This is a genomic window from Streptomyces sp. NPDC127190, from assembly GCF_042672505.1.
Lineage (GTDB): Bacteria > Actinomycetota > Actinomycetes > Streptomycetales > Streptomycetaceae > Streptomyces.
In genome coordinates, this window is record NZ_JBHXVE010000011.1 from 64596 (window position 1) to 88023 (window position 23428).

At 71.5% G+C, this 23428-nt stretch carries 24 protein-coding genes; 14 read left to right on the forward strand and 10 right to left on the reverse strand.

The genetic code is table 11. The annotated features are described in order from the left end of the window. Nucleotides 1–184 precede the first annotated feature (184 nt). Nucleotides 185–646 carry a DUF2267 domain-containing protein gene (locus ACFVIU_RS18675; RefSeq protein WP_385843665.1) on the forward strand — a complete coding sequence of 154 codons (462 nt, stop codon included), beginning with the start codon at nucleotides 185–187 and terminating at the stop codon, nucleotides 644–646. 80 nt (nucleotides 647–726) lie between these two features. Here the strand turns inward: ACFVIU_RS18675 and ACFVIU_RS18680 are convergent, their stop codons facing one another. Further along, on the reverse strand, nucleotides 727–1269 hold the full coding sequence (locus ACFVIU_RS18680) for an MOSC domain-containing protein (protein ID WP_385843666.1): 543 nt from the start codon (nucleotides 1267–1269) through the stop codon (nucleotides 727–729). A gap of 116 nt (nucleotides 1270–1385) precedes the next feature. Continuing rightward, the gene (locus ACFVIU_RS18685; protein WP_385843668.1) at nucleotides 1386–2390 is read right to left on the reverse strand and encodes a helix-turn-helix domain-containing protein; all 1005 of its coding nucleotides are present in this window, start codon (nucleotides 2388–2390) and stop codon (nucleotides 1386–1388) included. A 337-nt stretch (nucleotides 2391–2727) separates the two neighbouring features. Here ACFVIU_RS18685 and ACFVIU_RS18690 point away from each other — a divergent pair, with 337 nt between their 5' ends. The 4 genes from ACFVIU_RS18690 (at nucleotide 2728) to ACFVIU_RS18705 (ending at nucleotide 8275) form a co-directional block, all read left to right on the forward strand. Further along, nucleotides 2728–3426, forward strand: a complete 699-nt coding sequence (locus ACFVIU_RS18690; protein ID WP_385843669.1) for a hypothetical protein — start codon at nucleotides 2728–2730, stop codon at nucleotides 3424–3426. 56 nt (nucleotides 3427–3482) lie between these two features. Further along, nucleotides 3483–4916: a hypothetical protein gene (locus tag ACFVIU_RS18695; protein WP_385843670.1), complete on the forward strand. Its 1434-nt coding sequence runs from the start codon at nucleotides 3483–3485 to the stop codon at nucleotides 4914–4916. Further along, the gene (locus ACFVIU_RS18700; protein WP_385843671.1) at nucleotides 4913–6718 is read left to right on the forward strand and encodes a DEAD/DEAH box helicase; all 1806 of its coding nucleotides are present in this window, start codon (nucleotides 4913–4915) and stop codon (nucleotides 6716–6718) included. The genes ACFVIU_RS18695 and ACFVIU_RS18700 overlap by 4 nt, the downstream gene beginning before the upstream one ends. A 204-nt stretch (nucleotides 6719–6922) precedes the next feature. Beyond that, nucleotides 6923–8275 carry a DNA cytosine methyltransferase gene (locus ACFVIU_RS18705; RefSeq protein ID WP_385843673.1) on the forward strand — a complete coding sequence of 451 codons (1353 nt, stop codon included), beginning with the start codon at nucleotides 6923–6925 and terminating at the stop codon, nucleotides 8273–8275. On the opposite strand, the gene ACFVIU_RS18710 is transcribed toward ACFVIU_RS18705, so the two are convergent. Further along, nucleotides 8204–8668: a very short patch repair endonuclease gene (locus ACFVIU_RS18710; RefSeq protein ID WP_385843674.1), complete on the reverse strand. Its 465-nt coding sequence runs from the start codon at nucleotides 8666–8668 to the stop codon at nucleotides 8204–8206. The genes ACFVIU_RS18705 and ACFVIU_RS18710 overlap by 72 nt on opposite strands. A gap of 57 nt (nucleotides 8669–8725) precedes the next feature. Continuing rightward, nucleotides 8726–9736: a hypothetical protein gene (locus tag ACFVIU_RS18715; protein ID WP_385843675.1), complete on the reverse strand. Its 1011-nt coding sequence runs from the start codon at nucleotides 9734–9736 to the stop codon at nucleotides 8726–8728. Between the two features lie 103 nt (nucleotides 9737–9839). Here ACFVIU_RS18715 and ACFVIU_RS18720 point away from each other — a divergent pair, with 103 nt between their 5' ends. Then, entirely contained in the window at nucleotides 9840–10901 is a 1062-nt protein-coding gene (locus ACFVIU_RS18720; protein ID WP_385843677.1) for a permease, read from the forward strand. Between the two features lie 5 nt (nucleotides 10902–10906). Further along, nucleotides 10907–11650, forward strand: a complete 744-nt coding sequence (locus ACFVIU_RS18725; RefSeq protein WP_385843851.1) for a TIGR03943 family putative permease subunit — start codon at nucleotides 10907–10909, stop codon at nucleotides 11648–11650. Nucleotides 11651–11662: 12 nt separating this feature from the next. Here ACFVIU_RS18725 and ACFVIU_RS18730 read toward each other — a convergent pair whose 3' ends face one another. Beyond that, nucleotides 11663–13135, reverse strand: a complete 1473-nt coding sequence (locus ACFVIU_RS18730; RefSeq protein WP_385843679.1) for a beta-1,6-galactanase — start codon at nucleotides 13133–13135, stop codon at nucleotides 11663–11665. Nucleotides 13136–13336: 201 nt separating this feature from the next. Between ACFVIU_RS18730 and ACFVIU_RS18735 the strand changes: the two genes are divergently transcribed. Continuing rightward, nucleotides 13337–14143, forward strand: a complete 807-nt coding sequence (locus ACFVIU_RS18735) for a class E sortase (RefSeq protein ID WP_385843680.1) — start codon at nucleotides 13337–13339, stop codon at nucleotides 14141–14143. Between the two features lie 60 nt (nucleotides 14144–14203). On the opposite strand, the gene ACFVIU_RS18740 is transcribed toward ACFVIU_RS18735, so the two are convergent. Beyond that, on the reverse strand, nucleotides 14204–15046 hold the full coding sequence (locus ACFVIU_RS18740) for a serine hydrolase domain-containing protein (protein ID WP_385843853.1): 843 nt from the start codon (nucleotides 15044–15046) through the stop codon (nucleotides 14204–14206). Nucleotides 15047–15101: 55 nt separating this feature from the next. Continuing rightward, entirely contained in the window at nucleotides 15102–15488 is a 387-nt protein-coding gene (locus tag ACFVIU_RS18745) for a thiol-disulfide oxidoreductase DCC family protein (RefSeq protein ID WP_385843682.1), read from the reverse strand. Nucleotides 15489–15589: 101 nt separating this feature from the next. On the opposite strand from ACFVIU_RS18745, the gene ACFVIU_RS18750 reads away from it, so the two are divergent. The 3 genes from ACFVIU_RS18750 (at nucleotide 15590) to ACFVIU_RS18760 (ending at nucleotide 17771) form a co-directional block, all read left to right on the forward strand. Next, nucleotides 15590–15913, forward strand: a complete 324-nt coding sequence (locus ACFVIU_RS18750) for a DUF6412 domain-containing protein (protein WP_385843683.1) — start codon at nucleotides 15590–15592, stop codon at nucleotides 15911–15913. 134 nt (nucleotides 15914–16047) lie between these two features. Next, nucleotides 16048–16785, forward strand: coding sequence for a YidC/Oxa1 family membrane protein insertase (locus ACFVIU_RS18755; protein ID WP_385843685.1), 738 nt, complete (start codon nucleotides 16048–16050; stop codon nucleotides 16783–16785). A gap of 128 nt (nucleotides 16786–16913) precedes the next feature. Beyond that, the gene (locus ACFVIU_RS18760) at nucleotides 16914–17771 is read left to right on the forward strand and encodes a fumarylacetoacetate hydrolase family protein (RefSeq protein WP_385843686.1); all 858 of its coding nucleotides are present in this window, start codon (nucleotides 16914–16916) and stop codon (nucleotides 17769–17771) included. A gap of 21 nt (nucleotides 17772–17792) precedes the next feature. Here ACFVIU_RS18760 and ACFVIU_RS18765 read toward each other — a convergent pair whose 3' ends face one another. The 3 genes from ACFVIU_RS18765 to ACFVIU_RS18775 form a co-directional block, all read right to left on the reverse strand. Beyond that, a complete protein-coding gene (locus tag ACFVIU_RS18765) occupies nucleotides 17793–18668 on the reverse strand; it encodes an LLM class F420-dependent oxidoreductase (protein ID WP_385843688.1) in 876 nt (291 codons plus the stop codon). A gap of 106 nt (nucleotides 18669–18774) precedes the next feature. Beyond that, nucleotides 18775–19275 carry a heme-degrading domain-containing protein gene (locus tag ACFVIU_RS18770; RefSeq protein WP_385843689.1) on the reverse strand — a complete coding sequence of 167 codons (501 nt, stop codon included), beginning with the start codon at nucleotides 19273–19275 and terminating at the stop codon, nucleotides 18775–18777. Continuing rightward, nucleotides 19275–20351: a Gfo/Idh/MocA family oxidoreductase gene (locus tag ACFVIU_RS18775; protein WP_385843690.1), complete on the reverse strand. Its 1077-nt coding sequence runs from the start codon at nucleotides 20349–20351 to the stop codon at nucleotides 19275–19277. Before ACFVIU_RS18775 ends, ACFVIU_RS18770 begins: the two co-directional genes overlap by 1 nt. Nucleotides 20352–20407: 56 nt before the next feature. Between ACFVIU_RS18775 and ACFVIU_RS18780 the strand changes: the two genes are divergently transcribed. The 3 genes from ACFVIU_RS18780 (at nucleotide 20408) to ACFVIU_RS18790 (ending at nucleotide 23403) form a co-directional block, all read left to right on the forward strand. Next, nucleotides 20408–21538 carry an ROK family transcriptional regulator gene (locus tag ACFVIU_RS18780; protein ID WP_385843692.1) on the forward strand — a complete coding sequence of 377 codons (1131 nt, stop codon included), beginning with the start codon at nucleotides 20408–20410 and terminating at the stop codon, nucleotides 21536–21538. A 182-nt stretch (nucleotides 21539–21720) separates the two neighbouring features. Further along, entirely contained in the window at nucleotides 21721–22611 is an 891-nt protein-coding gene (locus ACFVIU_RS18785) for a hypothetical protein (protein ID WP_385843693.1), read from the forward strand. A gap of 36 nt (nucleotides 22612–22647) precedes the next feature. Beyond that, a complete protein-coding gene (locus ACFVIU_RS18790; protein WP_385843694.1) occupies nucleotides 22648–23403 on the forward strand; it encodes a GntR family transcriptional regulator in 756 nt (251 codons plus the stop codon). Nucleotides 23404–23428: the final 25 nt, after the last annotated feature.

Below are 23428 nucleotides of genomic sequence, written 5' to 3' on the forward strand. Positions count from 1 at the left end.
CACTACCCCCACCCCCCGCCCCTAGCCTCGGTGTGGGGGGGCGCGCCCCCCCGACCTCCTCCTCTGTGCCGCCCCCGCCCCCCCCGGGGCCTCCCCCCCCCCCGGGGGGCCGGCGGAACCGGAGCCGAGCCGCGCCCCCATGTCCTTACCCCGACGCGCCCCCCCCGGAGGAGGAGCCAGCACGATGACCGTGACGACCGCCCAGCCGCAGACGAGGCCCGCCGCATCCGCCTTGTCCCCCGACGCCGCCCGCTGGGAGCAGCTGACCGAGGCGGTGCGCGAGGCGGGCCGTTACCCGACGAGAGCGGAGGCGGAGCGGGTGACCCGGATCGTCCTGTCGGCACTCGGCGGCCATGTGACCGGCGAGGAACGCGTGGCCCTCGCCCAGGCCCTGCCCCGCGAGGCGGGCCGGCTGATCGCGTCCCAGATCCCGGCCACCCGTCCCCTGACGGCGAGGGAGTTCGTGGAGTCGGTGGCGGCCCGCATCGAGGGAGCCACGCCCGCGACGGCCCGCTGGGACGTCAGCTCGGTCCTGAACGTGCTGGCGGACCAGGCGGGCGAGCCCCTGACGACCCGCGTCCTGGCCCAACTCCCGCACGGCTACGCCCTGTTGTTCGGCCGAGCGGACCTGGCCCCGGCAGTCTGACCGCGCCCCCGCCAGGGCGCCGCACGCCCTGTCCCGCTGCGGCCCCCTGGCGGAGACCCGCGAAACACTGACCCCTCGCCTCACACCCGCTCGAGCGGCCGCTGCTCCCCTTCCGGAAGCTCGACCCGTATGACATCACCGGGCCGCACCGCACCCCCGTGCAGCACGACCCCCATGATCCCGCCGCGGTACTGGACCTCCCCGTCCTCGCCACGCCGTACGACCTGCTTCAGCAGTCCCTGCTGGAAGTTGTCGATCTGCGCACAGGGATTCCGCAGCCCGGTCACCTCCACGACGGCCTCCTCCCCGATCAGCAGCCGCGCCCCCGTGGGCAACCCGTGCAGATCGAGCCCGCGGGTGGTGATGTTCTCCCCCAACTCCCCGGCGTGGACCCGGAACCCGGCCTCGGCGACCTCGGCGAACAACTCCTCGTGCATGAGGTGCACCTGCCGCAGATTGGGCCGCGTCGGATCCTGCCTCACCCGCGACCGGTGCTTGACCGTCACCCCGGCATGCACATCCCCCTCCACCCCAAGCCCGGCCAGCAGGTTGATGCTCTGCCGGTTCGGCTTGGTGAAGGAGTAGTCGGTGTTGCTGCTTACGGCGACGACGAATCCGTCCATGACGCCGCCCCCCTTTCTTCGAAGACTCGTACGATCCGAGATCGGTGCCGAGCCTAACGAGTGCTGACCTGCGCCGGCAGAGCTCACCTTCAGTCGGCTGCCAGGCGTCCGGGGCGTCACCCCAGTGCTGCCCGCAGCAGGGCGCCGGCGTCGTCTGCCGCACCTTCCTCGTGCAGTTCCAGGGCCACCGCCATAACATCCTGTTTTTCCTGGTCGCGGCCGTAGACGTGGATCAGGTCGTCCGCCAGGTGGCCGTGCTGTAGCTGCCGCAGCTCCAACACGACCAGCGCGGTCTCGGCCGGGGTCAGCACCTCCGTCGTGCTCTGGTGAAGCAGGGTGAACGCGAGGTCATCCCGACCGGCGCCGTGCAGCTCAGCTGCCTGCGCCGCCAGCTGCCGTGCTGCCGACACGTCTTGCACACTCCGCTGCCGGTCCCCAGGCCGACGGGGGACCGGCAGCGGAGGCCTGGCAGCCAGCGCTGCCGCCAGACGCTCTCGCAGGCCGGCTTCGGCAGCCTGCATTTCAGCCCGCTCGGCCCTCATTTCTGCGAGCGTTGCCAGCAGATCCGTGGCCACTGCCCGCAGTCTGGCGGCATCTCGCCTGGCCGATCTCAACCGGATGGCGGCCCGCCTCAGCTGCCGCCGACGGCCCCCCTCTTCCTGCTGGCGGGCCATGCATGCCGGACAGGGCGCATTGAGTTGCCGGGTCAGCGATTCGATCTGTTCGGCCAGGTCAGGGCAGTGCTCGCACCCGCGCCGCTCGCCTGCGGCGCTGGCGTGGAGGGTCAGCAGCTCTTCGCGGCTGATGCCGACACCCCGATCCGTGCGGTCGGCATCAGCGCAAGCCTCCTTGTAAAGGCGTTCGACGAAGGCCCAGGAAGGAACCCGGTCGCGGTTCAGATACCGCGACAGCATGTCCGGGGTGCATCCCAGGCGTTTCGCCGCCTCTGCCTGAATCAGTGGGCTGTCTGCCGGTTTATCCGGATCTGCTGATCTCAGCAGACCGCACAGTGCGCGGAGTTTCAGGGCGAGTTGCCGTTTCCTGGCGGGGACGTTGTCAGGGAACCCCTTAGCGGGATCCAGCCAGCCGCGTCCGGCGCTGCTTCCCTCGGCCGATGACATGCGATTACGCCTCCCTTGAGGGCTCAGGCGTCGTGAGGCCGACTACCTCAACTCCTGCCTGTAGGCGAGTAATTGTGCCCCATGAGTAGTGCCTCTGTGTCTGACTTTCCACACGCCGTGAACTTGCTCGCTGCGGGCAACTCGGGCTCCCGGCAATGGCTTTAATGGCTTTACCCGGGCAAGTGGGAAAGGGGCTGGACTTGGTTTGCGTCCTGGTGTGAGCTGGGTGGGCCGCAGAGGAGCGGGGGGCACGGAGTTCACGTGTGCCATGCACTGCTGAGTGCAGCTGCCGCACTCTCCGAAAAGGCGTGGTTTGCGCGATTTAGTGGAGGCGTTGATGGGGGAAATTCCGTCCTACGAGGACAAGAACTTGGGAAGCATGGCGCGGGCTGCTCTCTGGCTGGTCGCCGTGGTAGGTGAGGGCAACATCTTCACCAAGGCCCAGCTGCGTGAGGCCTTCCCGGACATCGCGCAGATCGACCGCAGGCTGCGGGATCTGCGCGACCACGGCTGGCGGATCGATACGAGCCGCGACGACCCGGCCCTGCTCCAGCAGGAGCAGCGGTTCGTGACCAGGGGCGCCGACGTCTGGATCCCGGGCAAGTCGAAGGCGCCGAAGCACAAGGCGAGCCTGACCCCCGCCCAGCGCGCGAAGGTCCTCCAGGACGACAACCACCTGTGCCGGTCCTGCGGCATTGGTGCCGGCGAGCCGTACGAGGACGGTGGAATCGAGCTTTCCAAGCTCAACGTCTCCCGTCGTAAGGTGCTCCACTCTGACGCGAGCTCCGAGTACCAGCTCGTCACCGAGTGCAAGAAGTGCGGGACCGGGGGCGGCCCTGACCGTGAAGTCGACCTCGGGGCGCTGCTGGAGCTCGTGGAGAACCTCTCCCCGATGGAACGGCGGGTCTTCGCCAAGTGGATCGACGCCGACCAGCGTGCGTTCAGCCCGATCGAGAAGATCTGGGGCATCTACCGGACGCTGCCTCAGCCGTCGCGCGCCGCGGTGGCCCAGGCCATCGACGACATGACCGACTGATCCAGGACCGGCAACAGAAGCTGACAGGACCGGCGACAGAAGGGACGGGGAAAGACATGGTGCGGGAGTTTCCGCCGCCGCCGAGGGCGGAGCAGTTCAGTGAGCTGATCAAGAAGAGGCTGGAGGAGGTGAGGGAGGCCGGAGGCACCCGGGAGACTGTCACGGTCGACTGGAACGGGCAGCAGATCCATGTCGATGTGATCGACCTCCCGCTAAACGACCTCTACCTCAACCCGGGTACGCACCGGATCCGTGCCCAGCGCACCCACAAGCCGGACCAGGACCGGAACCTGGATGAGGACCCCTTCGGAGAGGCCGGCCAGGACTACCTCCGCAGTCTGCTCCAGGCCAAGCCCTCCGACCCTGAGCTGCGTGACCCCGACTTCGACAAGCTGAAGGAGGACCTGGAGAAGTTCGGCCAGAACGACCCCGGGCTGGTCACCCACCATGGTGTGCTGGTCAACGGCAACACGCGCGCCGTCGCTCTCCGGGAGCTGGGCAAGCAGTCGATGCGGGTGGGGGTACTCCCCTCGTCGTTCACGCAGGCCGACATCGACGCGGTGGAGCTGGCGCTCCAGCTCCGCCAGGACCAGCGGCGCGACTACTCGTACATCAACCGGTTGATCGCCATGGAGGAGCAGGCGGCGATGGGCCGGACGCCCGAGCAGATCGCCAAGGAGTTCCGGATCCGGACGGCGACGTACCACCAGGAACGGTGGATCCTCAGCACCATCAAGGAGTTGAACGACCGCAGCGCGAGCGGCGGGGGTGTCGCGCTGCGGCTGGTCGACTGGGAGGGGGCACAGGAGCGTCTCAAGGAACTCCAGCGGCTCTACACGAAGCTGGAGACCCTGGACCGCGACCAGGCCGAAATCCTGAAGGAGCGGCGTCTGGCGGCGATCCTCCTGAACTTCTCGAAGACGGACGTGCGTCTCATCGACGAGACGTTTCTGAAGGAGGGGTATCTGGAGAAGGCGCTGCCGGCGGAACTGGCTGACAGCGGGACGGCTGGCCAGCCCGAGTCCGTGTCCATCCCGGGGCTGGGCCTCGAAGTGCCGGCTGCCTCGTCGGCCGTGTCGGCGGCCCGTGCGCTGAACGACCGTATCCTCCGGGCGGCGGCTACCGTCCGCAGCACGGCGCCGGGGCTGCCGGACAGCGAAAAGGCCTCGGCCCAGGTGCTGCTGGACCAGGCCAGGGACGCCTTCGACCAGGCGATCGAAAGCTCGGGCCGCGACGCCCGGCTCCGTAAGCGCAAGCAGCTCGCGCCGGCCCGGCTCGCAGACGCGTGCGTCAACATCGACCAGTGCGTCATTGAGCTGGTCCAGGCCCGCACCTCGAACAGCCTGGACGAGGAGGCCTTCGACGAGGCTGTGCTCAAGCTCCGGGGCAGCCTGCGCAAGCTGGCCCAGCAGGCCGGGCGCGGGATCCCCAATCCCGGCGACGGCGTCTCCTGGCTCCTCGCCGCCGCCACCGCGGAGGGCACCCGGTGACGGAGACGTCCCTCAACCTGGGGTTCGACGACACGCGTACTCAGGTGGTCCTGCGGACCACCGACCAGTACCGGCAGGACCTCGTCCAGCTGGCCGCCCGGTTCCGTACCGGCGGCCAGCTGGGCCCCCTCTCCGCGTCGGTCGTACTGGATGACCTCCTCGCGAACCTGACTGTCCTCAGCAACTGGCCGGACCCGGCAGGTGTCGTATGGGCCCCGGAACTCCTGGACCTCGTGTCCAGTGTGGTCAGGGACGCCAGGCTGGTCGAGGAGCGGCTGGCTGGCGCCGGTGCGCCTCCGGAGGTTGCGGCCGGCGATGTGCTGAGCATGCTCGGAGACACCTGGAAGGAAGACCTCAACGCCTTCCAGCGCCGTGATGTCGCCAAGCTGCTCTCGCTCGGGCACGGCGCGAACTTCAGCGTCCCCGGCGCCGGCAAGACCCGTGTGGCGCTCGCGGTGTACGCGGCACAGCGGACTCAGGGGACTGCCACCAGACTGCTGGTCGTATGTCCCAAGTCGGCCTACGAGTCCTGGCGTTATGAGACTGCCGTCTGCTTCAGCTACCCGCTGCGCACCCACGTGCTGGACGGTTCCCTGGACGAGTGGGCTGAGGTCCTCATCGTCAACTACGAACGGCTGGACCGTTCGTTGCCCCTGCTTGCGAACTGGCTGAAGTCAGCGCCCTCGATGATCATCCTCGACGAGGCTCACCGTATGAAGCTGGGCGCACGCGGGACGTACGGCGCCGCGTGCATGGCGCTGGGCCCGCTCGCAAAGCGCCGGCTGATCCTGACCGGCACGCCGGCCCCGAACGGATCCAAGGACCTGGAGAACCTTCTGGGCTTCGTCTGGCCGGGCCACGGCCAGCGTACGGTGACCCGGGCGGTGGCCGGCGGAGACCTCGCCTACGCGAGCACGGTCCTGCGGCCGTTGTTCACCCGGACCACCAAACAGGAACTCGGCCTACCGCCGATGACCCTGCGGATGCGTTACGTCGACATGCCGGATCTGCACGCCGAGATCTACAGCTCTCTCGTGGGCGGGATCGCCAACGGCACCGCCCGCGACGACCTCAGTGCACTCGGCAAGACGGCATTGCGTCTGCTGATGGCGGCGACCAGTCCGGCTCTGCTGCTGGAAGGCGCCACCAAGTATGAGCCGCTGGCTTACCAGCTGCCGCCGCTGCCGATCCCGGCCGGCAGCTCGCTGTATTCGCTGATGCAGAACCTTCCGGACTACGAGCTGTCCCCGAAGTACAAGGAAGCGCTGGCGATCGTTGCTGAGAACGCTGCGCTGGGCCGCAAGACCCTGGTCTGGACTACCTTCGTACGCAGCCTGACGACCTTGGCGCAGATGCTGGAGAAGTACAGCCCGGCGGTTGTCTACGGTGGTACGCCTGACCGGGAGGAACAGCTGCGCCGCTTCCGCGAGGACCCGAGCTGCATGGTGCTGATCTCCAACCCGGCGACCCTGGGCGAGGGCATCAGTCTCCACCATGTATGCCACGACGCGGTCTATGTGGACCGGGACTTCATGGCGGGCCGTTACCTCCAGAGCCTCGACAGGATCCACCGCCTCGGCCTCGCCCCGGGCACGGAAACGCGGGTGACCGTCCTTGCGGCGCGCGGCACGATCGATGAGGTGGTCGAGGTGCGGCTGGACCAGAAGCTCGAGTTCATGGGCAAGATCCTTGACGATCCCACGGTCCAGCAGCTGGCTGACCTGGAGGAAGAACCCTCCGTAGCGGCAGGACTCGCACCCAGTGACATCGAGGCGCTGCTGCGGCACGTGGGTGGTGCTTGACCGGAACTGGACTGCTTGCCCGGAAAGCCGGGTGAGTGAGGTCACAGGGACGCGAAGTGTTCGGTGAGTTCAGCCCTGGCTGGTGGCGGCCAGGGCTGGGAGGAGTGCGAAACTCGGGTGTGCCGAGTGCTCGGAGCAAGCAAGTGATCATGTTCTCTCTGGGACACTTGGGGTCAGTTCTGAGTCACTCCTGGAAGGAACGCTATGAGCGCCAGCGGTCGTGAGCGTCCGCAGTTCAGCCGGCCACTGACCTCGGTGGAGATCTGTGCCGGTGCGGGCGGGCAAGCCGTTGGGCTGCATAATGCGGGGTTTGACCACCTTGCCCTCGTGGAGTGGGATCCGTATGCGGTGGAGACTCTGCGTGCGAACGTAGGCGGGTGGCCCGGGTGGGGCGGAGGCCGGGCTGAGGATCTCAGCTCCATGGATGTCCGGGAGTTCCTGAAGCCTGGCGGCATTCCCAACCCCGGAATTAAAAGAGGGGATCTGAGTCTGCTGGCGGGTGGTGTGCCGTGCCCGCCTTTCTCGCTGGCGGGCAAGCGGCTGGGGAAGGATGATGAGCGCGATCTCTTCCCGGATGCTCTGAGGATTATCGACGAGCTGATGCCGGAGGCAGTCATGATCGAGAATGTCCGGGGAATTCTGGAGCCTCCGGAGGTTTTCATCGACTATCGCAGGGACATTTTGCGTGAACTGCGCGAACTCGGATACGCGGTTCCGGAAATCAAGAGCAGCTGGTCAGCCGCGAAGCAGGACCGTGTCATGCGGAAGGTCTGGCGGAGGATCGATGCCAGCAATTACGGTGTCCCCCAGTTGCGCCCCCGGGCCATCCTGGTGGTGATCCGCCAGGATGTGCTTGAAAGGTCCGGTACGGAATTTGTGTGGCCGTCCAAGATTAAGGGCAAGCAGGCGACGGTAGCCGAGGAGCTTTCCGTCAGCATGGAAGCGCGCTGCCAAAAGTACTGGACGAAGAACAAGTACGGAGAGCGGGCGAAGCCCGGCGAGCGTACCGGAAAAGACGTCTACCAGGAATGGCTCGACAAGGCCACCAAGGCGGCCGAGCTGGGCAGGGGTGTCGCTCCGACCCTGGTGGGAGGTTCAAGAAAGCATGGCGGGGCCGACCTTGGACCCACTAGGGCTAAGCGGGCCTGGGCAGCTCTGGGTGTCGACGGTATGGGTGTTGCCAACGACCCTGAGAAGTGCGACCCCGAACGGGATCTCTTCCGTCCGGCAGGTCCCATGCTCACTGTAGAGCAGGCGGCGATCATCCAGGGCTTCCCGCAGGGATGGAAGTTCCAAGGCCGGAAGACGGCGCAGTACCGGCAGGTCGGAAACGCGTTTCCGCCGCCTGTTGCCGAAGCGGTTGGACGCGCTATTGCCGCGGTCCTTCGTCCCGAGTGCCGTGACGAGATCCTTCGTGATTACGAATCGGACGGCGAACACTCTGCCGCAGAACCGCCGCAGCAAGAGCAGATGGAGATCCCGGTTTCAGTCAGGCCGGATGTCGATGCCGCGTCGCTTCCTCACGACCCTAGCGATCTTATCGGCGCAGGCGCCTGATGATTCGTGCTCCCAGAAGCGGAGCACGAGCCATCCGGCTTCCATGAGGCGCTGGTCGGTGTCACGGTCACGTGCCATGTTGCGCAGGACCTTGTCGGACCAGTATCCCGAGTTGGTTTTCGGCGGGACATAGTGCTCCGGGCAGCCGTGCCAGTAGCAGCCGTCAATGAATACGGCCACCTTCGCCGGGCGGAAGACCATGTCTGCCGTCCGGCGAAGATCGGGCAGTGGCCGGGCAGCCACGCGATAGCGCAATCCCTGCGCATGGACCAGCCGTCGGATCAGCCACTCTGGCTTTGTGTCGCGACTGCGGATCGCTTGCATGTTGCGACGGCGTGCTGCGGACGAAGCCCAGGATCCCTCTGGCGCTTCCCACGCGGGAACTTCGGACACACAGGAGAGGGTAGCCGGAGGCGCGGCCGGCCCGGGCGGGCTGCCCTTGGCTAGCCGCTACACCCCGTGGCACCGCTCGTACGACAGCTCCGTGCCGCACCAGCACCCCTCCCCCCTCCCCGGCGGCCAGGCCGTTGCTCGGCCGCGGGAGGCGAGGGTGGTGGCGTATTGGGGGAGGAGGGCGGGGTCTTCCGGGGTGGTGGCTTCTGCTGCGGCGAAGGCTTCGTAGGAGGGGACCGTGCCCGTGACGATGCCCAGGTTGGGGGTGCCCGAGGAGGCCAGTTCGCGCAGGGAGGACTCTATGGCCGACAGGTGGGCCTCGTGGGAGGGGTACTCCGAGGTCAGGGCCGGGTACGCCGACAGCAGCTCGGCCAGTTCGGGGGCCGGCCAGTGCAGGACCGCCACCGGGAAGGGGCGGGAGAGGGCCGCTCGGTAGGCGCCCAGTTCCGCGCGCAGGCGGGAGATCTCCGCCTCCAGCTCCGCCGGGTTGTCGGAGCCCAGGGACCACACGCGTTTCGGGTCGTGGAGTTCGTCCAGGGTGACCGGGGAGGTGTGGAGGCTGTCGGCCAGGGTGTCCCAGTCGTCGTGCGGGAGGCCGCGCATACGGCGGACGCGGTGGCGGCCGTAGAGGAGGGAGTGAGCCGGCGGCGGCGGGGGTTCCTCGGGCGAGAGGAGGAGGGTCGTCGCCTCGGTGAAGGTCTGCTCCGCCGCGTCCAGCTCGTCGTGCGACTCCAGGGCCTCCGCCACGATCACCCAGGGCGCCGGGTCCCGGGGCGCCGCGGTGCGGATGCCCTCGATGATCGCCCGGGCCTCCGCCTCATGGCCGTACTCCCAGAGGTTCGAGGCCTTCAGGGCTCGCACCAGTGCCGGGTTGTCCAGGGCGTCCGGGGTCGACAGCAGGCGGTCGTAGAGCGCGGTGGCGGCGGGGCGGTCGCCGGAGAGTTCCAGGTGGGCCGCGGCGCGCAGGATCAGGGTCTCGGCGTCCTCGGGGTACAGGGCGGCGGTCCGCTCCAGGCGTGCCGCCTCGGCGGGGTGGTCGACGTTCTCGGCAGGCGTGTCGGGGCGCATGAGGGACACCGTACTGCCGGCCGGTGACAAAAGTGAGGCGCGTGGGGGAGCGTACGGGGCAGGCCGCTATCTTCGGAGCCGACGTCTAACACGCGGAGTCGGCATGCAGAGGACGGGTGGGGTGGCTCCGGCCGAAGCAGACATAGAAGCAGACATAGAAGCAGAGACAGAAGCAGAGATAGGAGAGGCCGGGAGGGGCGGGGACGAGCAGTTGCCTCGGCATTGGGGGCTGCTGCTGCTCGCGGCCGCCGTCGTGCCCGGGACCCTTCTCTTTCTCGTCGGGCGCTGGGGCGACGCCCCCGCCGTGCAGGCCTGGCGGACCGTGTGTCTCGCCGTCACCGTGCAGGCCCTGCCCTTCCTGCTGCTGGGGACCGCGCTGTCCGGTGCGATCAACGCGTTCGTGCCCGAGCGGGTCTTCCGGCGCTTCCTTCCCCGGCGGCCCTTTCTCGCCGTACCGGTGGCCGGGGTCGCGGGCGTCGTCCTGCCGGGGTGCGAGTGCGCCTCCGTGCCGGTCGCGAGCAGTCTCATCGGGCGCGGGGTCACGCCCGCGGCCGCCTTCGCCTTCCTGCTGTCCGCGCCGGCCGTCAATCCCGTGGTGCTCACGGCCACCGCCGTCGCCTTTCCAGGGCAGCCCGGCATGGTGCTGGCCCGGCTGCTCGCCTCCCTCGCCACCGCCGTCGCGATGGGCTGGCTCTGGCTGCGGTTCGGGCGGGCCGAGTGGCTGCGGCCGGCCGTGCGGCACGCCGGGCACACGGAGGGGCGCAGCCGGTGGGACGAGTTCCGGGCCGGGTTCCAGCACGACTTCCTGCACGCGGGCGGCTACCTGGTGCTCGGGGCCATGGCCGCGGCCACCTTCAACGTCGCCGTGCCGCGCTCCGTGCTCGACACCTTCGCCGGGTCCACCTGGCTGTCGGTGCTCTTCCTGGCCGGGCTCGCGGTGCTGCTCGCGGTGTGTTCCGAGGCCGACGCCTTTCTCGCCGCCTCGCTGACCGGGTTCCCGGCGGTGGCGCGGCTGGTGTTCATGGTGGTGGGGCCCATGGTCGACCTCAAGCTCATCGCCCTTCAGGCGGGCACCTTCGGGCGGGCCTTCGCCGTCCGGTTCTCCGCCGCCACCGTCGTCGTCGCCATCGCGTGCAGCGCGCTGATCGGGGGAGTGGTGCTGTGAGCCGGATCCAGCGACCGTCGTGGCGAGGGGTTCTCCAGGCCGGGCTGCTGCTGCTCTGCGGGGCCGGGCTGCTGCACATCTCCCTCCTCACCGACCTCTGCCTGCGGTATGTGAAGGAGAGCATGCGGCCCCTGCTCATCGCCTCCGGGGCCGTCCTGCTCCTCCTCGGGGTCGCGAGCCTGCTCCTCGACCGTCCCCGCGCAGGGGAAGCGTCGCACGGGCACGATCACTCCGGTCTGCCCCGCGTCGCCTGGCTGCTCCTCCTCCCCGCGCTCAGCCTCCTCGTCTACGCCCCGCCCGCCCTCGGCGCCTACACCGCCTCCCGGCAGCCGGCCAAGGCCATCGCCGAGCGGCGGTCGTTCGAGCCGTTGCCCGCGACCTCGCCGCTGCCCATCACCCTGTCCGACTTCACCGGCCGGGTGCAGCAGGACCGCGGGCGGGCGATCGAGGGGCGCACCGTGCTGATGACCGGGATCGTCACCCCGCACGACGACCACAGCTGGGATCTGACGCGGATCATCATCAGCTGCTGCGCCGCCGACGCCCAGTCCGTGAAGGTGCGGATCTACGGCGGACCCGCGCTGCCCGCCAACACCTGGGTGTCGGTCACCGGGACCTGGCACCCCGGCGGCACGCTCGGCACCAGGTCCGCGCAGGTCGCGCTCGACGCCCGCACCGTCACGAAGGTGCCCCGCCCGCTGAACGGCTACCAGGACGCCCTTCCGCTGCCCTCGACTCTCACCCGGTGACTCCGTCCGCCCTCAGACCGTGACCCCGTCGATCTGGAGCGTCTGCACCGACTTCGCGGCGAAGGGGACCGACACTGTCCTGCCGGACAGTCGGATGTCCGAGTGGGCCGTGTAGCGGTCGCCGCCCGTCGTGACCGTGTTCCAGCGTGGGACGAGCCCGCCCGAGCCGCCGGTCACCGCGGAGAAGCGGGAGAGGTCGAAGGTCAGGGTCTGGGCCGAGGCCGACGTGTTCGCCGCCACGATCACCAGGCGCTTCGCCGCCCGGTCCAGGGCGGCCACGGCATAGCTCACCCCGGTGTCGAGGATCGTCATCCCGGGGCGGATATGGCGGGTGAACTGGGCCAGTACGTAGTACTTCGTCTGGACCGCGCCCGGCTGGAGGGTCGAGGCGTCGTACGCGATCGTGGCCCAGCCGGCGCTCGGGTCCATCACCTGCCAGTAGACCCAGGCGGTGGGGTGCAGCCAGCGGAAGTCGTAGAGGAGGTTGCTCGCCGTGGTCAGGCCGGTGGCGTCGCCGTCGCCGGTCTCCGAGTTCCACAGGGCCTTGCCGGCCGTCGTGACGACGTCCGTGTAGAGCAGGTCGCGGCGGCCGCCGGAGCCCTGGTAGCCGTGCACGTTGACCCGGTCGACATAGCCCTTCGTGGTGGCGGAGAAGGAGCCCCAGGTGGTGCGGGCCAGGTCGTAGTTGGTCTCGTCGGAGGCGGAGATCCTGGTCCCCGTCAGACCGCGCTTGTCCAGCTCGCTGCGCAGATACGGCAGTACGGCCGCCTGCACGGTGGAGTCGATGTGGCAGCCCTCCTGGGTGCCGGTCGACGTCCACCAGGAGGACGAGGGCTCGTTGAAGGCCTCCACCGTGGCGAAGTCCACGCCCCAGTTCTGCTTCGCGTGCAGGGCGACCGCGGCCAGGTGGGAGGCGTGCTGGCGGTAGTTCCAGGACTGGAGGTTGTTGCCGCCGTCGGCGGCGCCGGAGGGGTTGTGGTTGGAGCACATCCACCACATCGGGGAGTTGGCGAACAGCTCGGAGATCGCGCCGCGCTGGGTCGCCTTCACCAGCATCGCCCGCTGGCTCGCGTCCGCCGTCCACTTCCAGGCCGAGGAGGCCGGGTCCTCGTTCGTCCAGTCCTGCCAGTAGCCCTCGATCTGCTTGAAGGCGGGGATGTTGGGCGAGGCCGTCATCGTCGCGCCGTTCACGCTGTTCCAGCTGCACGCGCCCAGGTTGTAGCGGGCGATGTTCAGGCCGAGGCCGGGGAGTGAAGTGCCGTTGTACGTCGTGGACTTGGTGGTGAAGAAGATGTCGGCGAAGTCGTCGCGGTTGCCGAAGACGTTCGCCCACCAGGCCAGGGACGTGCCCCAGCCCTCCCAGGTGCCGTAGGTCGCGGACGGGTTGACGGAAATCGTCGCGTCCGCGCGGGCGGTGCCCGTGGCCAGGGCGCTGCCGAGGAGGCCACCGCCCGCGGCGGCCAGCAGCGTTCTGCGTCGGATCATGGGTCGTCTGCCTCTCCGTGCGGCTCCGGCAGCACGAAGCATCGGGGGTGGCGGGTGGGGATGTCGAGAGGTGTGACGCCCCTTTCTCCGGTGCTTGTGAAAACGGCTGGAGAAAGCCCTGGTCCCGGTGCGGCTCTGGCCGGTTGAAGCGTCCCCGCCTATCGTGCGGGCGACTTCCGGCCGTTCGGAGGGGGAGGCGGCATGGCGCGGGTACGGGTCGTACGGCACGGCGACCGGCGTCGGCGGGCTCTGTGCCGGCGGGTGCTGTGGGGCGGCGGCGAGGCGCTCGTCACCGTCGGGGTGGTGCTTCTGCTGCTGGTCGTGCACCAGGTGTGGTGGACCAACCGGGAGGCCCGGCGCGGCGCCGAGCGGACCGTGCAGGCCCTGGAGCGGCAGTGGGGGCGGGACGCCTCCGGCGGGGGCTCCGGCGGGAGTTCCGTCGGCGGATCGGGTGGCGGACCGGGGGACGGATCGGGTACGACGTCCACGCCCACGGCCGGTGCCCCCGCCCCCGCCCCGCACCGCTCCTACCGGCCGGCCGCCGCCCCGCCCCGGCCGTCCCAGGCGTACGCCGTGCTGACCATCCCCCGGCTCGGGCTCCGGGTGCCCGTCGCCGAGGGGGTGAGCAAGGCGGACGTCCTCGACAAGGGGTACGTCGGCCACTACCGGGGCACCCAACAGCCCGGCCAGGCGGGGAACTTCGCGCTCGCCGGGCACCGGAACACGCACGGCGAGCCGTTCCGGTACCTGCCCCGGCTGCGGCGCGGGGACGCCGTCGAGGTGGAGACGGCCACGGCGACGTACACCTACGACGTCGACCGCATCCTGCCGCGGACCTCGGCCCGGGACTCGGGGGTGGTCCGGCCCGTCCCGCGCTCCCTGGTCCGGCCCGGCTACGGGTACGACGAGCCCGGCTCCTACATCACCCTGACCACCTGCACCCCCGAGTTCACCTCGCGGTACCGGATGGTGGTGTGGGGCAAGCTGGTGTCCGTGCGCCCGCGCTGAGCCGAGGCGGCGGCTGTCCCGCCCGGAGCCGTCCTACCGCTCATGGACGACCGGTCCGACTCACTCGCCCCGCAGCACGTCGACGCCCGCCCGGTCCGTCCCCTCCGGGTCGCCGTTCAGCCGGTGGACCACCGCCCAGCGGCCGTCCTGCACGGCTCCGGCGAAGAGCGAGGCGTGCCGGGTCGCCCCGTTGTGCCAGCGGATCGGGCCCGCCGTGGCCCAGGTCGGGGCGGGCTCGCCCAGCCGGCGCTCGATGACCAGCCGGACCAGCAGGTCGGCGACCGCCCGCGGAGTGGCCCACAGGCCGCCCGCCGGAAGGATCGCCCCGTCCATGGTCCACGGCCGTCGGGGGCGGCCCAGGAAGCCGGGCGCGAGCAGCCGCCGCGCCGGGTCGGGCCGCGCGCTCACCTCGTGGACGTCGAGCGGGCGCAGCACATGCTCGCCGACCAGTTCCTCGTACGAGGTGCCGGCCGCGCCCGCCAGCGCCGCGCCCAGGACGGCGTACCCCAGGTTGGAGTACTCCTCCTGCTGCCCCGGCGGCCGCACCGCGACCCGGTCCAGCCGGCCGAGCAGCCGGTGCAGGGCGGCCCGGTCGAAGGCGGCGTACGGGTCGCGGCCCCTGGTGCCCGGCGGCAGCCGGGGCAGCCCCGAGGTGTGGTCGGCGAGCTGCCGCAGGGTGATGCCGGTGCCGGGAGCGGCCGGGAGCCAGCGCTCGACGGGGTCGTCCAGGCCGAGCAGGCCCGCGGCGGCCATGCGGACGAGGGCGGTGCCGGTGAGCACCTTGGTGAAGGAGCCGATCTCGACGAACCGGTCCGTCGCGTGGCCGTCGCTCAGCCGGGCGGGAGCCGAGTCGCTCAGGACGCAGGTGGGTATGGGAGGCAGGGCCGGTCCTCTCGGGTGGATGGTCCCCTGGCCACCGGCTTCTGTTCGTGGCCGGTGTCTCTCGGACAGGGGCGGGTCAGGCGTGCCGCGGGGGGACGGCGCAGGCCGGGGTGGAGCCGGGCAGCCGGTGACGGTGCCGGGCCACCTGGCGGTACACCGCCCGGGACAGGGCGCGCACCCCCGGTGCCCCGACGAGGGCCGCCACAGCGCGGGGCGCACGCGCCGGGGAGGAGGCCGCGAACCGGGCGAGCGCGTCGGCACCGCCCGCGACGACCGTGCCGCCGTCCAGCAGCAGCACCTCCGTCTCCAGGCGTCGCAGATGGGGCGCGGTCGTCTCCTCGGGCAGGAACTGCCAGGGCACCGCGTCGATCGCCGGCCGGGCGAGGGCCCGGATCCGGTCGACGGACGCCTGGCAGAAGCCGCAGTCCCCGTCGTAGGCGAGGACGAGTGAGGAAGTCTTCACCCTCCCATTGTCCGCCTCCGCCCGTCGGGCATGACAGCCGGTCAGGTATAAAAGAGGGCAGGACAGCGGCCGTTGAGGTCGCGACCGGGGGAGGGAGCCAGATGATCCGCAGTCTCGCGCGGTCGCGTGCGCTCGCCCCGCTGCTCCTTTCCCTGCTGCTTCTGCTGCTGCCGGTCGTGCTGCTCGACACCGGCTCCCTCTTCACCACCGTGGCGCTCGCCGCGACCGCCGCGGCCGGTTCCGCGTTCACCGCGTGCGCGCTGATCGCCGCGCGGTGCGTGCCCGCCGTACCGCCCCACCGGGTGCGTACGGCCATCCGCGACCGGGCCCGGCGTACCGCCTTCCTGCCGCAACGCGACCCCGACGCACCCGGCCGGCGACGGCCCCGGGCGCCCGGACGCGTCCTGCCGGCGACCGCCGCGTAGGGCACGTCTTCTCTCTTTCCCTCACGTGACCCCGCGCGGGTCGTCCTGCCGCCGAGCGCATTCCGCGCTCTTCCCACGCATCCGCACCTCTCCGGATGCCTCCGGCACGACGAGACCCCCCGGAGGGCTCACCCATGTCCGTCTTCTCCGACCTCTTCTCCCTCTTCGCCCAGCTGGTCGAGCACCTCGCCGACCTGCTCCGGCCGCTGTTCCACGGCTCCGCGGCCGCCGTGGCGATCGTGGTGTTCACCGCCCTGGTACGACTCCTCGTCCACCCGCTGTCCCGGGCCGCCGCCCGTGGCCAGCGCGCCCGCGCCGCACTCCAGCCGCGCATCGCCGAACTGCGCGAGAAGCACGCCGGGGACCCGCAGCGGCTCCAGCGGGCGGTGCTGGAGCTGCACACCGAGGAAAAGGTCTCGCCGCTGTCCGGCTGTCTGCCCAGCCTGCTCCAGCTCCCCGCCTTCTTCCTCCTCTACCACCTCTTCTCCAGCGCCGAGATAGGCGGCGCCGGCAACGCGCTGCTGGCCCACCGGCTGTTCGCGGCCCCGCTCGGCGGGCGGTGGGCCGACGCGCTCGCCGACGGCGGCCTCCTCGGCCCGGCCGGGCTCGTCTACCTCGCGCTGTTCGTGCTCGTCGCGGCCGTCGCCGCCTTCACCTACCGGCGCACCAAGCGGACCATGGCCCAGAACCCGGTCCCGGCGGCCACCGGGACCGGCGAACAGGTCCCCGGGCTCGGCGCGCTCACCAAGGCCGCGCCCTTCATGTCCTTCTTCACGCTCGTCACCGTGGCCGTCGTACCGCTCGCGGCCGCGCTGTACGTCGTCACCTCCACCACCTGGAGCGCCCTGGAACGGGCCGCGCTGTACCGGTAGGAGCCACGGTTACGGTCCAGTACGTGAACAGGGTCTTGCGGACTGGACAGCCGAATTGGAGGATCAGCCAGTCCTTCCGATGGCTGCACCCGTCGGACGGGCGCCCGCGATCGAGGGAGATTGTGACCATGAAGCTGCTGCGCGTCGGTACGGCAGGGGCCGAGCGCCCCGCGCTGCTCGACGCCGGGGGAACCCTGCGGGACCTCTCGGCGCTCGTGGACGACATCGACGGCACGCTCCTCGCCGACGCCGCCGCGCTCGACCGGATCCGCGCGGCGGCCGACTCCGGCGAGCTGCCCGGGCTGGACCCGGCCGGGCTGCGCATCGGACCGCCGCTCGGCCGGATCGGGAAGATCGTGTGCATCGGGCTCAACTACCACGACCACGCCCGGGAGACCGGCGCCGAGGCGCCCGCCGAGCCGGTCGTCTTCATGAAGGCGCCGGACACGGTCGTCGGCCCGAACGACACCGTGCTCGTGCCCCGCGGCTCCGCCAAGACCGACTGGGAGGTGGAGCTGGCCGTCGTCATCGGGCGTACGGCCCGCTATCTGGAGTCGGCCGAGGAGGCGCTCGCGCATGTCGCCGGGTACGCGGTCGCCCACGACGTCTCCGAGCGCGAGTACCAGATCGAGCGGGGCGGGACCTGGGACAAGGGCAAGAACTGCGAGACCTTCAACCCGCTGGGCCCCTGGCTGGTCACGGCCGACGAGGTGCCCGACCCGCAGCGGCTGCCGCTGAGGCTGTGGGTCAACGGCGAGCTGAAGCAGGACGGCACGACGGCCGAGCAGATCTTCCCGGTGGGCGAGGTCGTGCGGTACGTCAGCCGGTTCATGACCCTCTACCCCGGTGACGTCATCAACACCGGCACGCCGGCCGGGGTGGCCATGGGGCAGCCCGAGCCCAAGCCGTTCCTGCGCGCAGGCGACGTGGTCGAGCTGGAGATCGAGGGGCTGGGCCGGCAGCGGCAGGAACTGAAGGACGCCTGAGCCGGACCCCGCCCCCGCTCGTCACTTCAGGAGGTCGGCGAGCCTGCGCCACTCCGCCCGCGGCAGGGCCAACGGGCCGTCCTCCGTCACCACCTGGAGGGCGATGTGGTCCGCGCCCGCCTGCCGGAAGGCGTCGATGCGCTCCCGTACCCGGCTGTCGTCGCCCCAGGCGAAGACCGCGTCGACCAGCCGGTCGCTGCCGCCGTCGGCCAGGTCCTCCTCGGTGAAGCCGAGCCGCAGGAAGTTGTTGGTGTAGTTGGGCAGCGAGAGATAGATCGCGAGGGCGCTGCGGGCGAGGGTGCGGGCCCGCTCGGGGTCGGCCTCCAGGACCACCTTCAGTTCGGGCGCGAGCAGCGCGTCCGCGCCGAGGATCTCCCGCGCCCGGGCGGTGTGTTCGGCGGTGACCAGGTACGGCACCGCGCCCGCCGCCCGGTCCCGGGACAGCTCCAGGATCTTCGGGCCGAGGGCGGCCAGCACCCGGCGCCCGGCGGGCACCCCGGCCGCGTCCAGGGCGTCGAGGTAGCCGGTCATCGCCGAGTACGGGCGGCGGTACTGGTCGGCGAGCTTGGCATGGCTCACGCCGAGGCCGAGCACGAACCGGCCGGGGTGCGCGGCCTCCAGCTCCGCGAAGGACTCCGCGCCGGCGGCGGCGTCGTACTGCCAGATGCTCTGGATGCTGGTGCCGACCACGAGGGTCGAGGTCGCCTCCAGCAGCGGTACGGCGTGCCGGGCGGCGGGGCTGCTGCCGAGCCAGACGGCGCCGAAGCCGAGCTGTTCCAGTTCGGCGGCGCTGTCGGCGAGTGCGCCGCGCAGCTCCGGGTCCTCCGAGCGCAGACCGGCGCTCCAGATGCCGTACGGGCCTACCGTGTCCTTCAGCTGGCCTGGGGTGTCGCTCATCGGTCGGGTCCCTCCGGTCGGCGGCGGCGCGATGCCGCCCGTACTGTCTGCGGTGGCCGTGACAGCTCATGCCAACCGGAGGGCCACCGGGATCATTCCCCGGCCGTCAGTCCGCCAGGAACTGCTCCAGCGCCTCCACCACGAAGCGGTGGTCCTGGAGTTGGGGGAGACCGGAGACCGTCACCGCGCCGATGACGCCGACGTGTTCGACGCGGATCGGGAACGAGCCGCCGTGGGCCGCGTAGCGGCCGGGGTCGAGCCGGGAGGAGTCCTCGAAGGTGGTGCCCTTGGCCCGGAAGCGGGCGCCGACCAGGTAGGAGGAGACGCCGTAGCGCTCCACCACCCGGCGCTTGCGGGCGATCCAGGCGTCGTTGTCCGCGGTGGCACCCGGCAGGGCCGCGTGGAACAGCTGCTGCCCGGCGCGGTGGATGTCGACGGCGACCGGGGCCTGCCGCTCGCGGGCCAGCTCGACCAGGAGCGAACCGAGCGCCCACGCGTCGTCCTCGGTGAACCGGCGGAAGACCAGACGCCGTTCCTGCGCCTCCAACTCCGCCACGCTGGGCGTCAGTTCGGGTGTGGCGCGCGGGGTGATCTGCGGGTGGTGCATCAGAGGGTCACCGTCGCCTTCTCTTCGGCGGACCTGCGGGCCGCTTCCAGTACGTCCAGGGTGGCGGCCGCCTCCAGCGCGGTCACCGGGTTGGGGCCGGCGCCGGTCAGGGCGTCGGCGACGGCCGCGTAGTAGGCCGGGTAGTCGCCCGCCTCGGTCGGTACGGCGGTGCCGCCGCCGGTCAGCGGGGACTCGCCGGCGCCGATCCGGCCCCACAGGGACTCGGGCTCGGCGCCCCACCGGGGGCCGGGGCGCAGGCCCTCGCGCAGCGCGCCCTCCTGCGGGTCGAGGCCGTACTTCACGAAGCCCGCGCGCGAGCCGAGGACCCGGAAGCGGGGGCCGAGCTGGGCGGCCGTGGCGGAGACGTAGAGGTGGGAGCGGACGCCGGACGCGTGGGTGAGCGCGATGAAGGTGTCGTCGTCGGTCTCGGCGCCGGGGCGGCGGACGTCCGTCTCGGCGTACACCTCGGCGGCCGGGCCGAAGAGGACCAGTGCCTGGTCGACGACATGGCTGCCGAGGTCGTAGAGCAGGCCGCCGATCTCGGCCGGGTCGCCGGACTCGCGCCAGCCGCCCTTGGGCTGCGGACGCCAGCGCTCGAAGCGGGACTCGAAGCGCTGGACGTCGCCCAGGTCGCCCTGGGAGACCAGCTTGCGGATGGTCAGGAAGTCGCCGTCCCAGCGGCGGTTCTGGAAGACGGACAGGAGCAGGCCGCGCTCCTCGGCGAGGGCGGCGAGCGCGCGCGCCTCGGCCGCCGTACCGGCGACGGGCTTGTCCACGACCACCGGCAGCCCGGCCTTGAGCGCGGCGGTGGCGAGCGGGACGTGCGTCCTGTTCGGGGAGGCGATGACGACCAGGTCCAGCTCGGCGGCGCGGTCGAACAGCTCGTCGGCGCCGGCGGCGAGCGTCACGTCCGGGAACTCGGCCCGCGCCTGCTGTTGCCGCTCGGGGCTGGAGGTGACCACGGTGTCCAGGGTGAGGCCCGCGGTGGCGGCGATCAGCGGGGCGTGGAAGACGGAGCCGGCGAGGCCGTAGCCGATCAGGCCGACGCGGAGCTGTCCTGTCGTGTGTCCTGTCATGCGCCCCACTTTCGCAACGCTGTTTCCAAAGTGCAAGCGGAGGGGACAATGCCGGGGTGAACAGGAGCACGGGACGCGGTGGGCCGACGGGGGCGAATCTCGGGGCGGTGCGCTCGCACAACGCCGCCCTGGTGCTGGGGCTGCTGCGCGCGGCCGGGGCGGACGGCATCAGCCGGCTGGAACTGGCCGAGCGCACCGGGCTGACCCCGCAGGCCGTCAGCAAGATCACCGCTCGGCTGCGGGAGGACGGGCTGGCGACGGACGCCGGGCGGCGGGCCTCGACCGGGGGCAAGCCGCGGACCGTGCTGCGACTGGTGCCGGAGGCCGGGCACGCGGTCGGGGTGCACCTGGACCGGGACGAGCTGCGGGTGGTGCTGGCCGACCTGGACGGCGCCGTGGTCGGCGAACACCGCGACGCGCTGGACCTGGGCGCCGGGGCGGAGGTCGTGCTCGGCGAGGTCGCCCGGGCGGTGCGCCGGGTGGTCGAGGAGGAGCTGGGGCCCGGCGCGGCGGGACCGGCCGGGGCGCGGTCGTTGCTGGGGGTGGGGGTCGCGCTGCCCGGACCGCTGGACCACACCCGGGGGGTGCTGCACCGGGTCACCGGCTTCCCGGAGTGGGCCGGCTTTCCGCTGCGGGACGCGCTGGCGGAGCGGCTGGGGGTGCCGGTGGTGGTGGACAAGGACACGAACGCGGCGGCGCTGGGCGTGGCGGTCGGCGGCCTGGGCGGCTCCTTCGCCTATCTCCATCTGGGCACCGGGCTGGGCGCCGGTCTGGTGATCGGCGGACAGCTGCACCGGGGGGCGCGGACCGGCGCCGGGGAGTTCGGCCACCAGGTGATCCAGCTGGACGGGCCGCCGTGCGAGTGCGGGAACCGTGGCTGCGTGGAGGCGCTGTGCCTGGCGGCGGTACGGCGCGGGGACCCGGCGGAGGCGGCCCGGGTGCTGGGCGTGGCGGCCGCGAACCTGGTGGGGCTGCTGGACATCGACCTGGTCCTGCTCGGCGGCCGCACGGTCACGGCGGCGCCCGAGGTGTACGTCCGCGGGGTCGGGGAGGTGCTGGACGCGCGAGCCCGCCGGGAGGGGGTCAGCGCGGGCCCGGTACGGGTCGCTCCGCGAGGCGAACGAGGGGTCGCGGAGGGCGCGGCCCAGCTGCTGTTGGCGCCGCTGTTCGGGTGGGGGGAGGCGTAAGGGGGCTTCGGTACGGGCGGCCGGGGGAGCGGATGTCCTCCTGACGGAGCGGATCCGTATGGTCCGGCCCCCGTGGCAGGAGCGGATCCCTATGTGCCGGTCCTCTGATCGGGCGGACCTGGCGCGTGGCCCCGGAGTGGCGCCCCTCGCCCTCCCACCTCGCCCGGCATGGTCATGTGTTCATGCGACTGTGTACGTCCCTGTCCCTCTGCCTCGCCGCAGCCGCGACCACCGTCGCCCCCCTGGCCCTCGCCACGCCCTCCCGCGCCGCCGACGACACCGCCCCCTGTGCCGCCGCCGACGCCCGGAACTTCCCGCTCGCCACCCGGATCCGCGGCGGCCCGGCCACGTACGACCCCGGCGGCGCATACGGCACCTGGTACATCGATCTCACCAACACCACCCACCGCACCTGCACCCGGATCCACCCGGTCGTCGTCCTCGTGGACGACCACCGCACCCTCCGCCCTGACCAGGCCGAGCTGGACTTCGACGACGGCAGGCGGACCCACCTGGTCCCCCTGCACGGCACCGACGAGCAGGAGCTGGTCGGGGTGCTCGACGGCGCCGGGTTCGACGGCTTCACCGTGCCGCCCGGCAGGACCGTCAGCGTCAGGGTCAGACTCGCGCTCGCCTCCGACGCCGCGGCGGACGGGGTCACCGCCAACGCCGCCGTCGTCCAGCACCTGGGCCGGGACGGGGACTGGGTCGGCGAGTCCAACGCCTACCACTTCCGCATCGACGGCGACGAGGAGACGCCGGAGCCCACGGACACGCCGGGTCCCCGGCCGCCCGTCACCGGGGAACCGTCCCCCTCCCCCGGAGCGACCTCCGGCACCGCGCCCCCGGCCTCCTCCCCGCCCGCCGCCGAGGACGCGGAGGAGGTCGCGGACGATGCGGAGGAGGCCGCCGGTGACAAGGAGGAAGCCGCCGGGGACGTGGAGGACGCCGGGCAGCGGGGCCGCGAGCTGGCCGGGACCGGGCCCGGCCGCGCCGCCGTCCTGCTCGCCGCCACCGCCGCCCTCCTCGCCCTCGGCGCCGCCGCCTTCCTGTTCGCCCGCAGACGCCCCTGATCCGAAGCCGCCCCGCCGGTCTGCGACGATCCCTGCGTGGACTACCCGAACGACCAGGCCCCCGGCGCCCCCGTCCGCTCCGGCATCCCCGAGCACGGGCGCATCCCCAAGTACTACGCGGTCAAGGCACGCATCGAGACGCTGCTGGAGGAGCTGGGGGAGGGCGGCGCCATCCCGACCGAGCGGGACCTCGCGGAGCGGTACGACGTGGCCCGGGAGACCGTGCGGCAGGCGGTACGGGAGCTGGTGCTGGAGGGGCGGCTGCGCCGGCGCGGCCGGGGCACGGTCGTCGCCGGACCCAAGCTGGCCCAGCCGCTGTCCCTCGCCAGCTACACCGAAGGGGTGCGCCGGCAGGGCCGCACCCCCGGCCGTACGCTCGTCTCCCTCGACCGCTTCCCGTGCCCGGCCGCCCTCGCCGCCGAGACCGGGCTGACGCGGGGCGAGCCGGTCTGGCACCTGGAGCGGGTGCTGCTCGCCGACGACGAGCGGGTCGGCCTGGAGAGCACCTATGTCGCGGTCGGGCGGGTGCCCCGGCTGGACGCGGACTTCGACCCCGACTCCTCCTTCTACGGCTATCTCGCCGCCGAGGGCATCGCCTTCGGGGACGCCGACGAGCGGATCGAGACCGTGCTGGCCACCCCCCGCGAGGCGCTGCTCATCGGCACCCCGCCCGCCCTTCCGATGCTGCTGATCCACCGCGTCTCCCGGGACACCGAGGGCAAGCCCCTGGAGCGCGTGCGGTCGCTGTACCGGGGCGACCGTTTCTCCTTCAGCGCGCACCTCAAGGGCTGAGAAATCCGGATATCGACCGCTGCCG

Coding starts and splice junctions, on each gene's coding strand:
- ACFVIU_RS18705 (WP_385843673.1), top strand. CDS start 6,923: ATGAGCGCCAGCGGTCGTGAGCGTCCGCAGTTCAGCCGGCCACTGACC.
- ACFVIU_RS18775 (WP_385843690.1), bottom strand. CDS start 20,351: ATGACAGGACACACGACAGGACAGCTCCGCGTCGGCCTGATCGGCTAC.
- ACFVIU_RS18680 (WP_385843666.1), bottom strand. CDS start 1,269: ATGGACGGATTCGTCGTCGCCGTAAGCAGCAACACCGACTACTCCTTC.
- ACFVIU_RS18750 (WP_385843683.1), top strand. CDS start 15,590: ATGATCCGCAGTCTCGCGCGGTCGCGTGCGCTCGCCCCGCTGCTCCTT.
- ACFVIU_RS18675 (WP_385843665.1), top strand. CDS start 185: ATGACCGTGACGACCGCCCAGCCGCAGACGAGGCCCGCCGCATCCGCC.
- ACFVIU_RS18715 (WP_385843675.1), bottom strand. CDS start 9,736: ATGCGCCCCGACACGCCTGCCGAGAACGTCGACCACCCCGCCGAGGCG.
- ACFVIU_RS18730 (WP_385843679.1), bottom strand. CDS start 13,135: ATGATCCGACGCAGAACGCTGCTGGCCGCCGCGGGCGGTGGCCTCCTC.
- ACFVIU_RS18685 (WP_385843668.1), bottom strand. CDS start 2,390: ATGTCATCGGCCGAGGGAAGCAGCGCCGGACGCGGCTGGCTGGATCCC.
- ACFVIU_RS18695 (WP_385843670.1), top strand. CDS start 3,483: ATGGTGCGGGAGTTTCCGCCGCCGCCGAGGGCGGAGCAGTTCAGTGAG.
- ACFVIU_RS18755 (WP_385843685.1), top strand. CDS start 16,048: ATGTCCGTCTTCTCCGACCTCTTCTCCCTCTTCGCCCAGCTGGTCGAG.
- ACFVIU_RS18735 (WP_385843680.1), top strand. CDS start 13,337: ATGGCGCGGGTACGGGTCGTACGGCACGGCGACCGGCGTCGGCGGGCT.
- ACFVIU_RS18770 (WP_385843689.1), bottom strand. CDS start 19,275: ATGCACCACCCGCAGATCACCCCGCGCGCCACACCCGAACTGACGCCC.
- ACFVIU_RS18690 (WP_385843669.1), top strand. CDS start 2,728: ATGGGGGAAATTCCGTCCTACGAGGACAAGAACTTGGGAAGCATGGCG.
- ACFVIU_RS18765 (WP_385843688.1), bottom strand. CDS start 18,668: ATGAGCGACACCCCAGGCCAGCTGAAGGACACGGTAGGCCCGTACGGC.
- ACFVIU_RS18720 (WP_385843677.1), top strand. CDS start 9,840: ATGCAGAGGACGGGTGGGGTGGCTCCGGCCGAAGCAGACATAGAAGCA.
- ACFVIU_RS18785 (WP_385843693.1), top strand. CDS start 21,721: ATGCGACTGTGTACGTCCCTGTCCCTCTGCCTCGCCGCAGCCGCGACC.
- ACFVIU_RS18760 (WP_385843686.1), top strand. CDS start 16,914: ATGAAGCTGCTGCGCGTCGGTACGGCAGGGGCCGAGCGCCCCGCGCTG.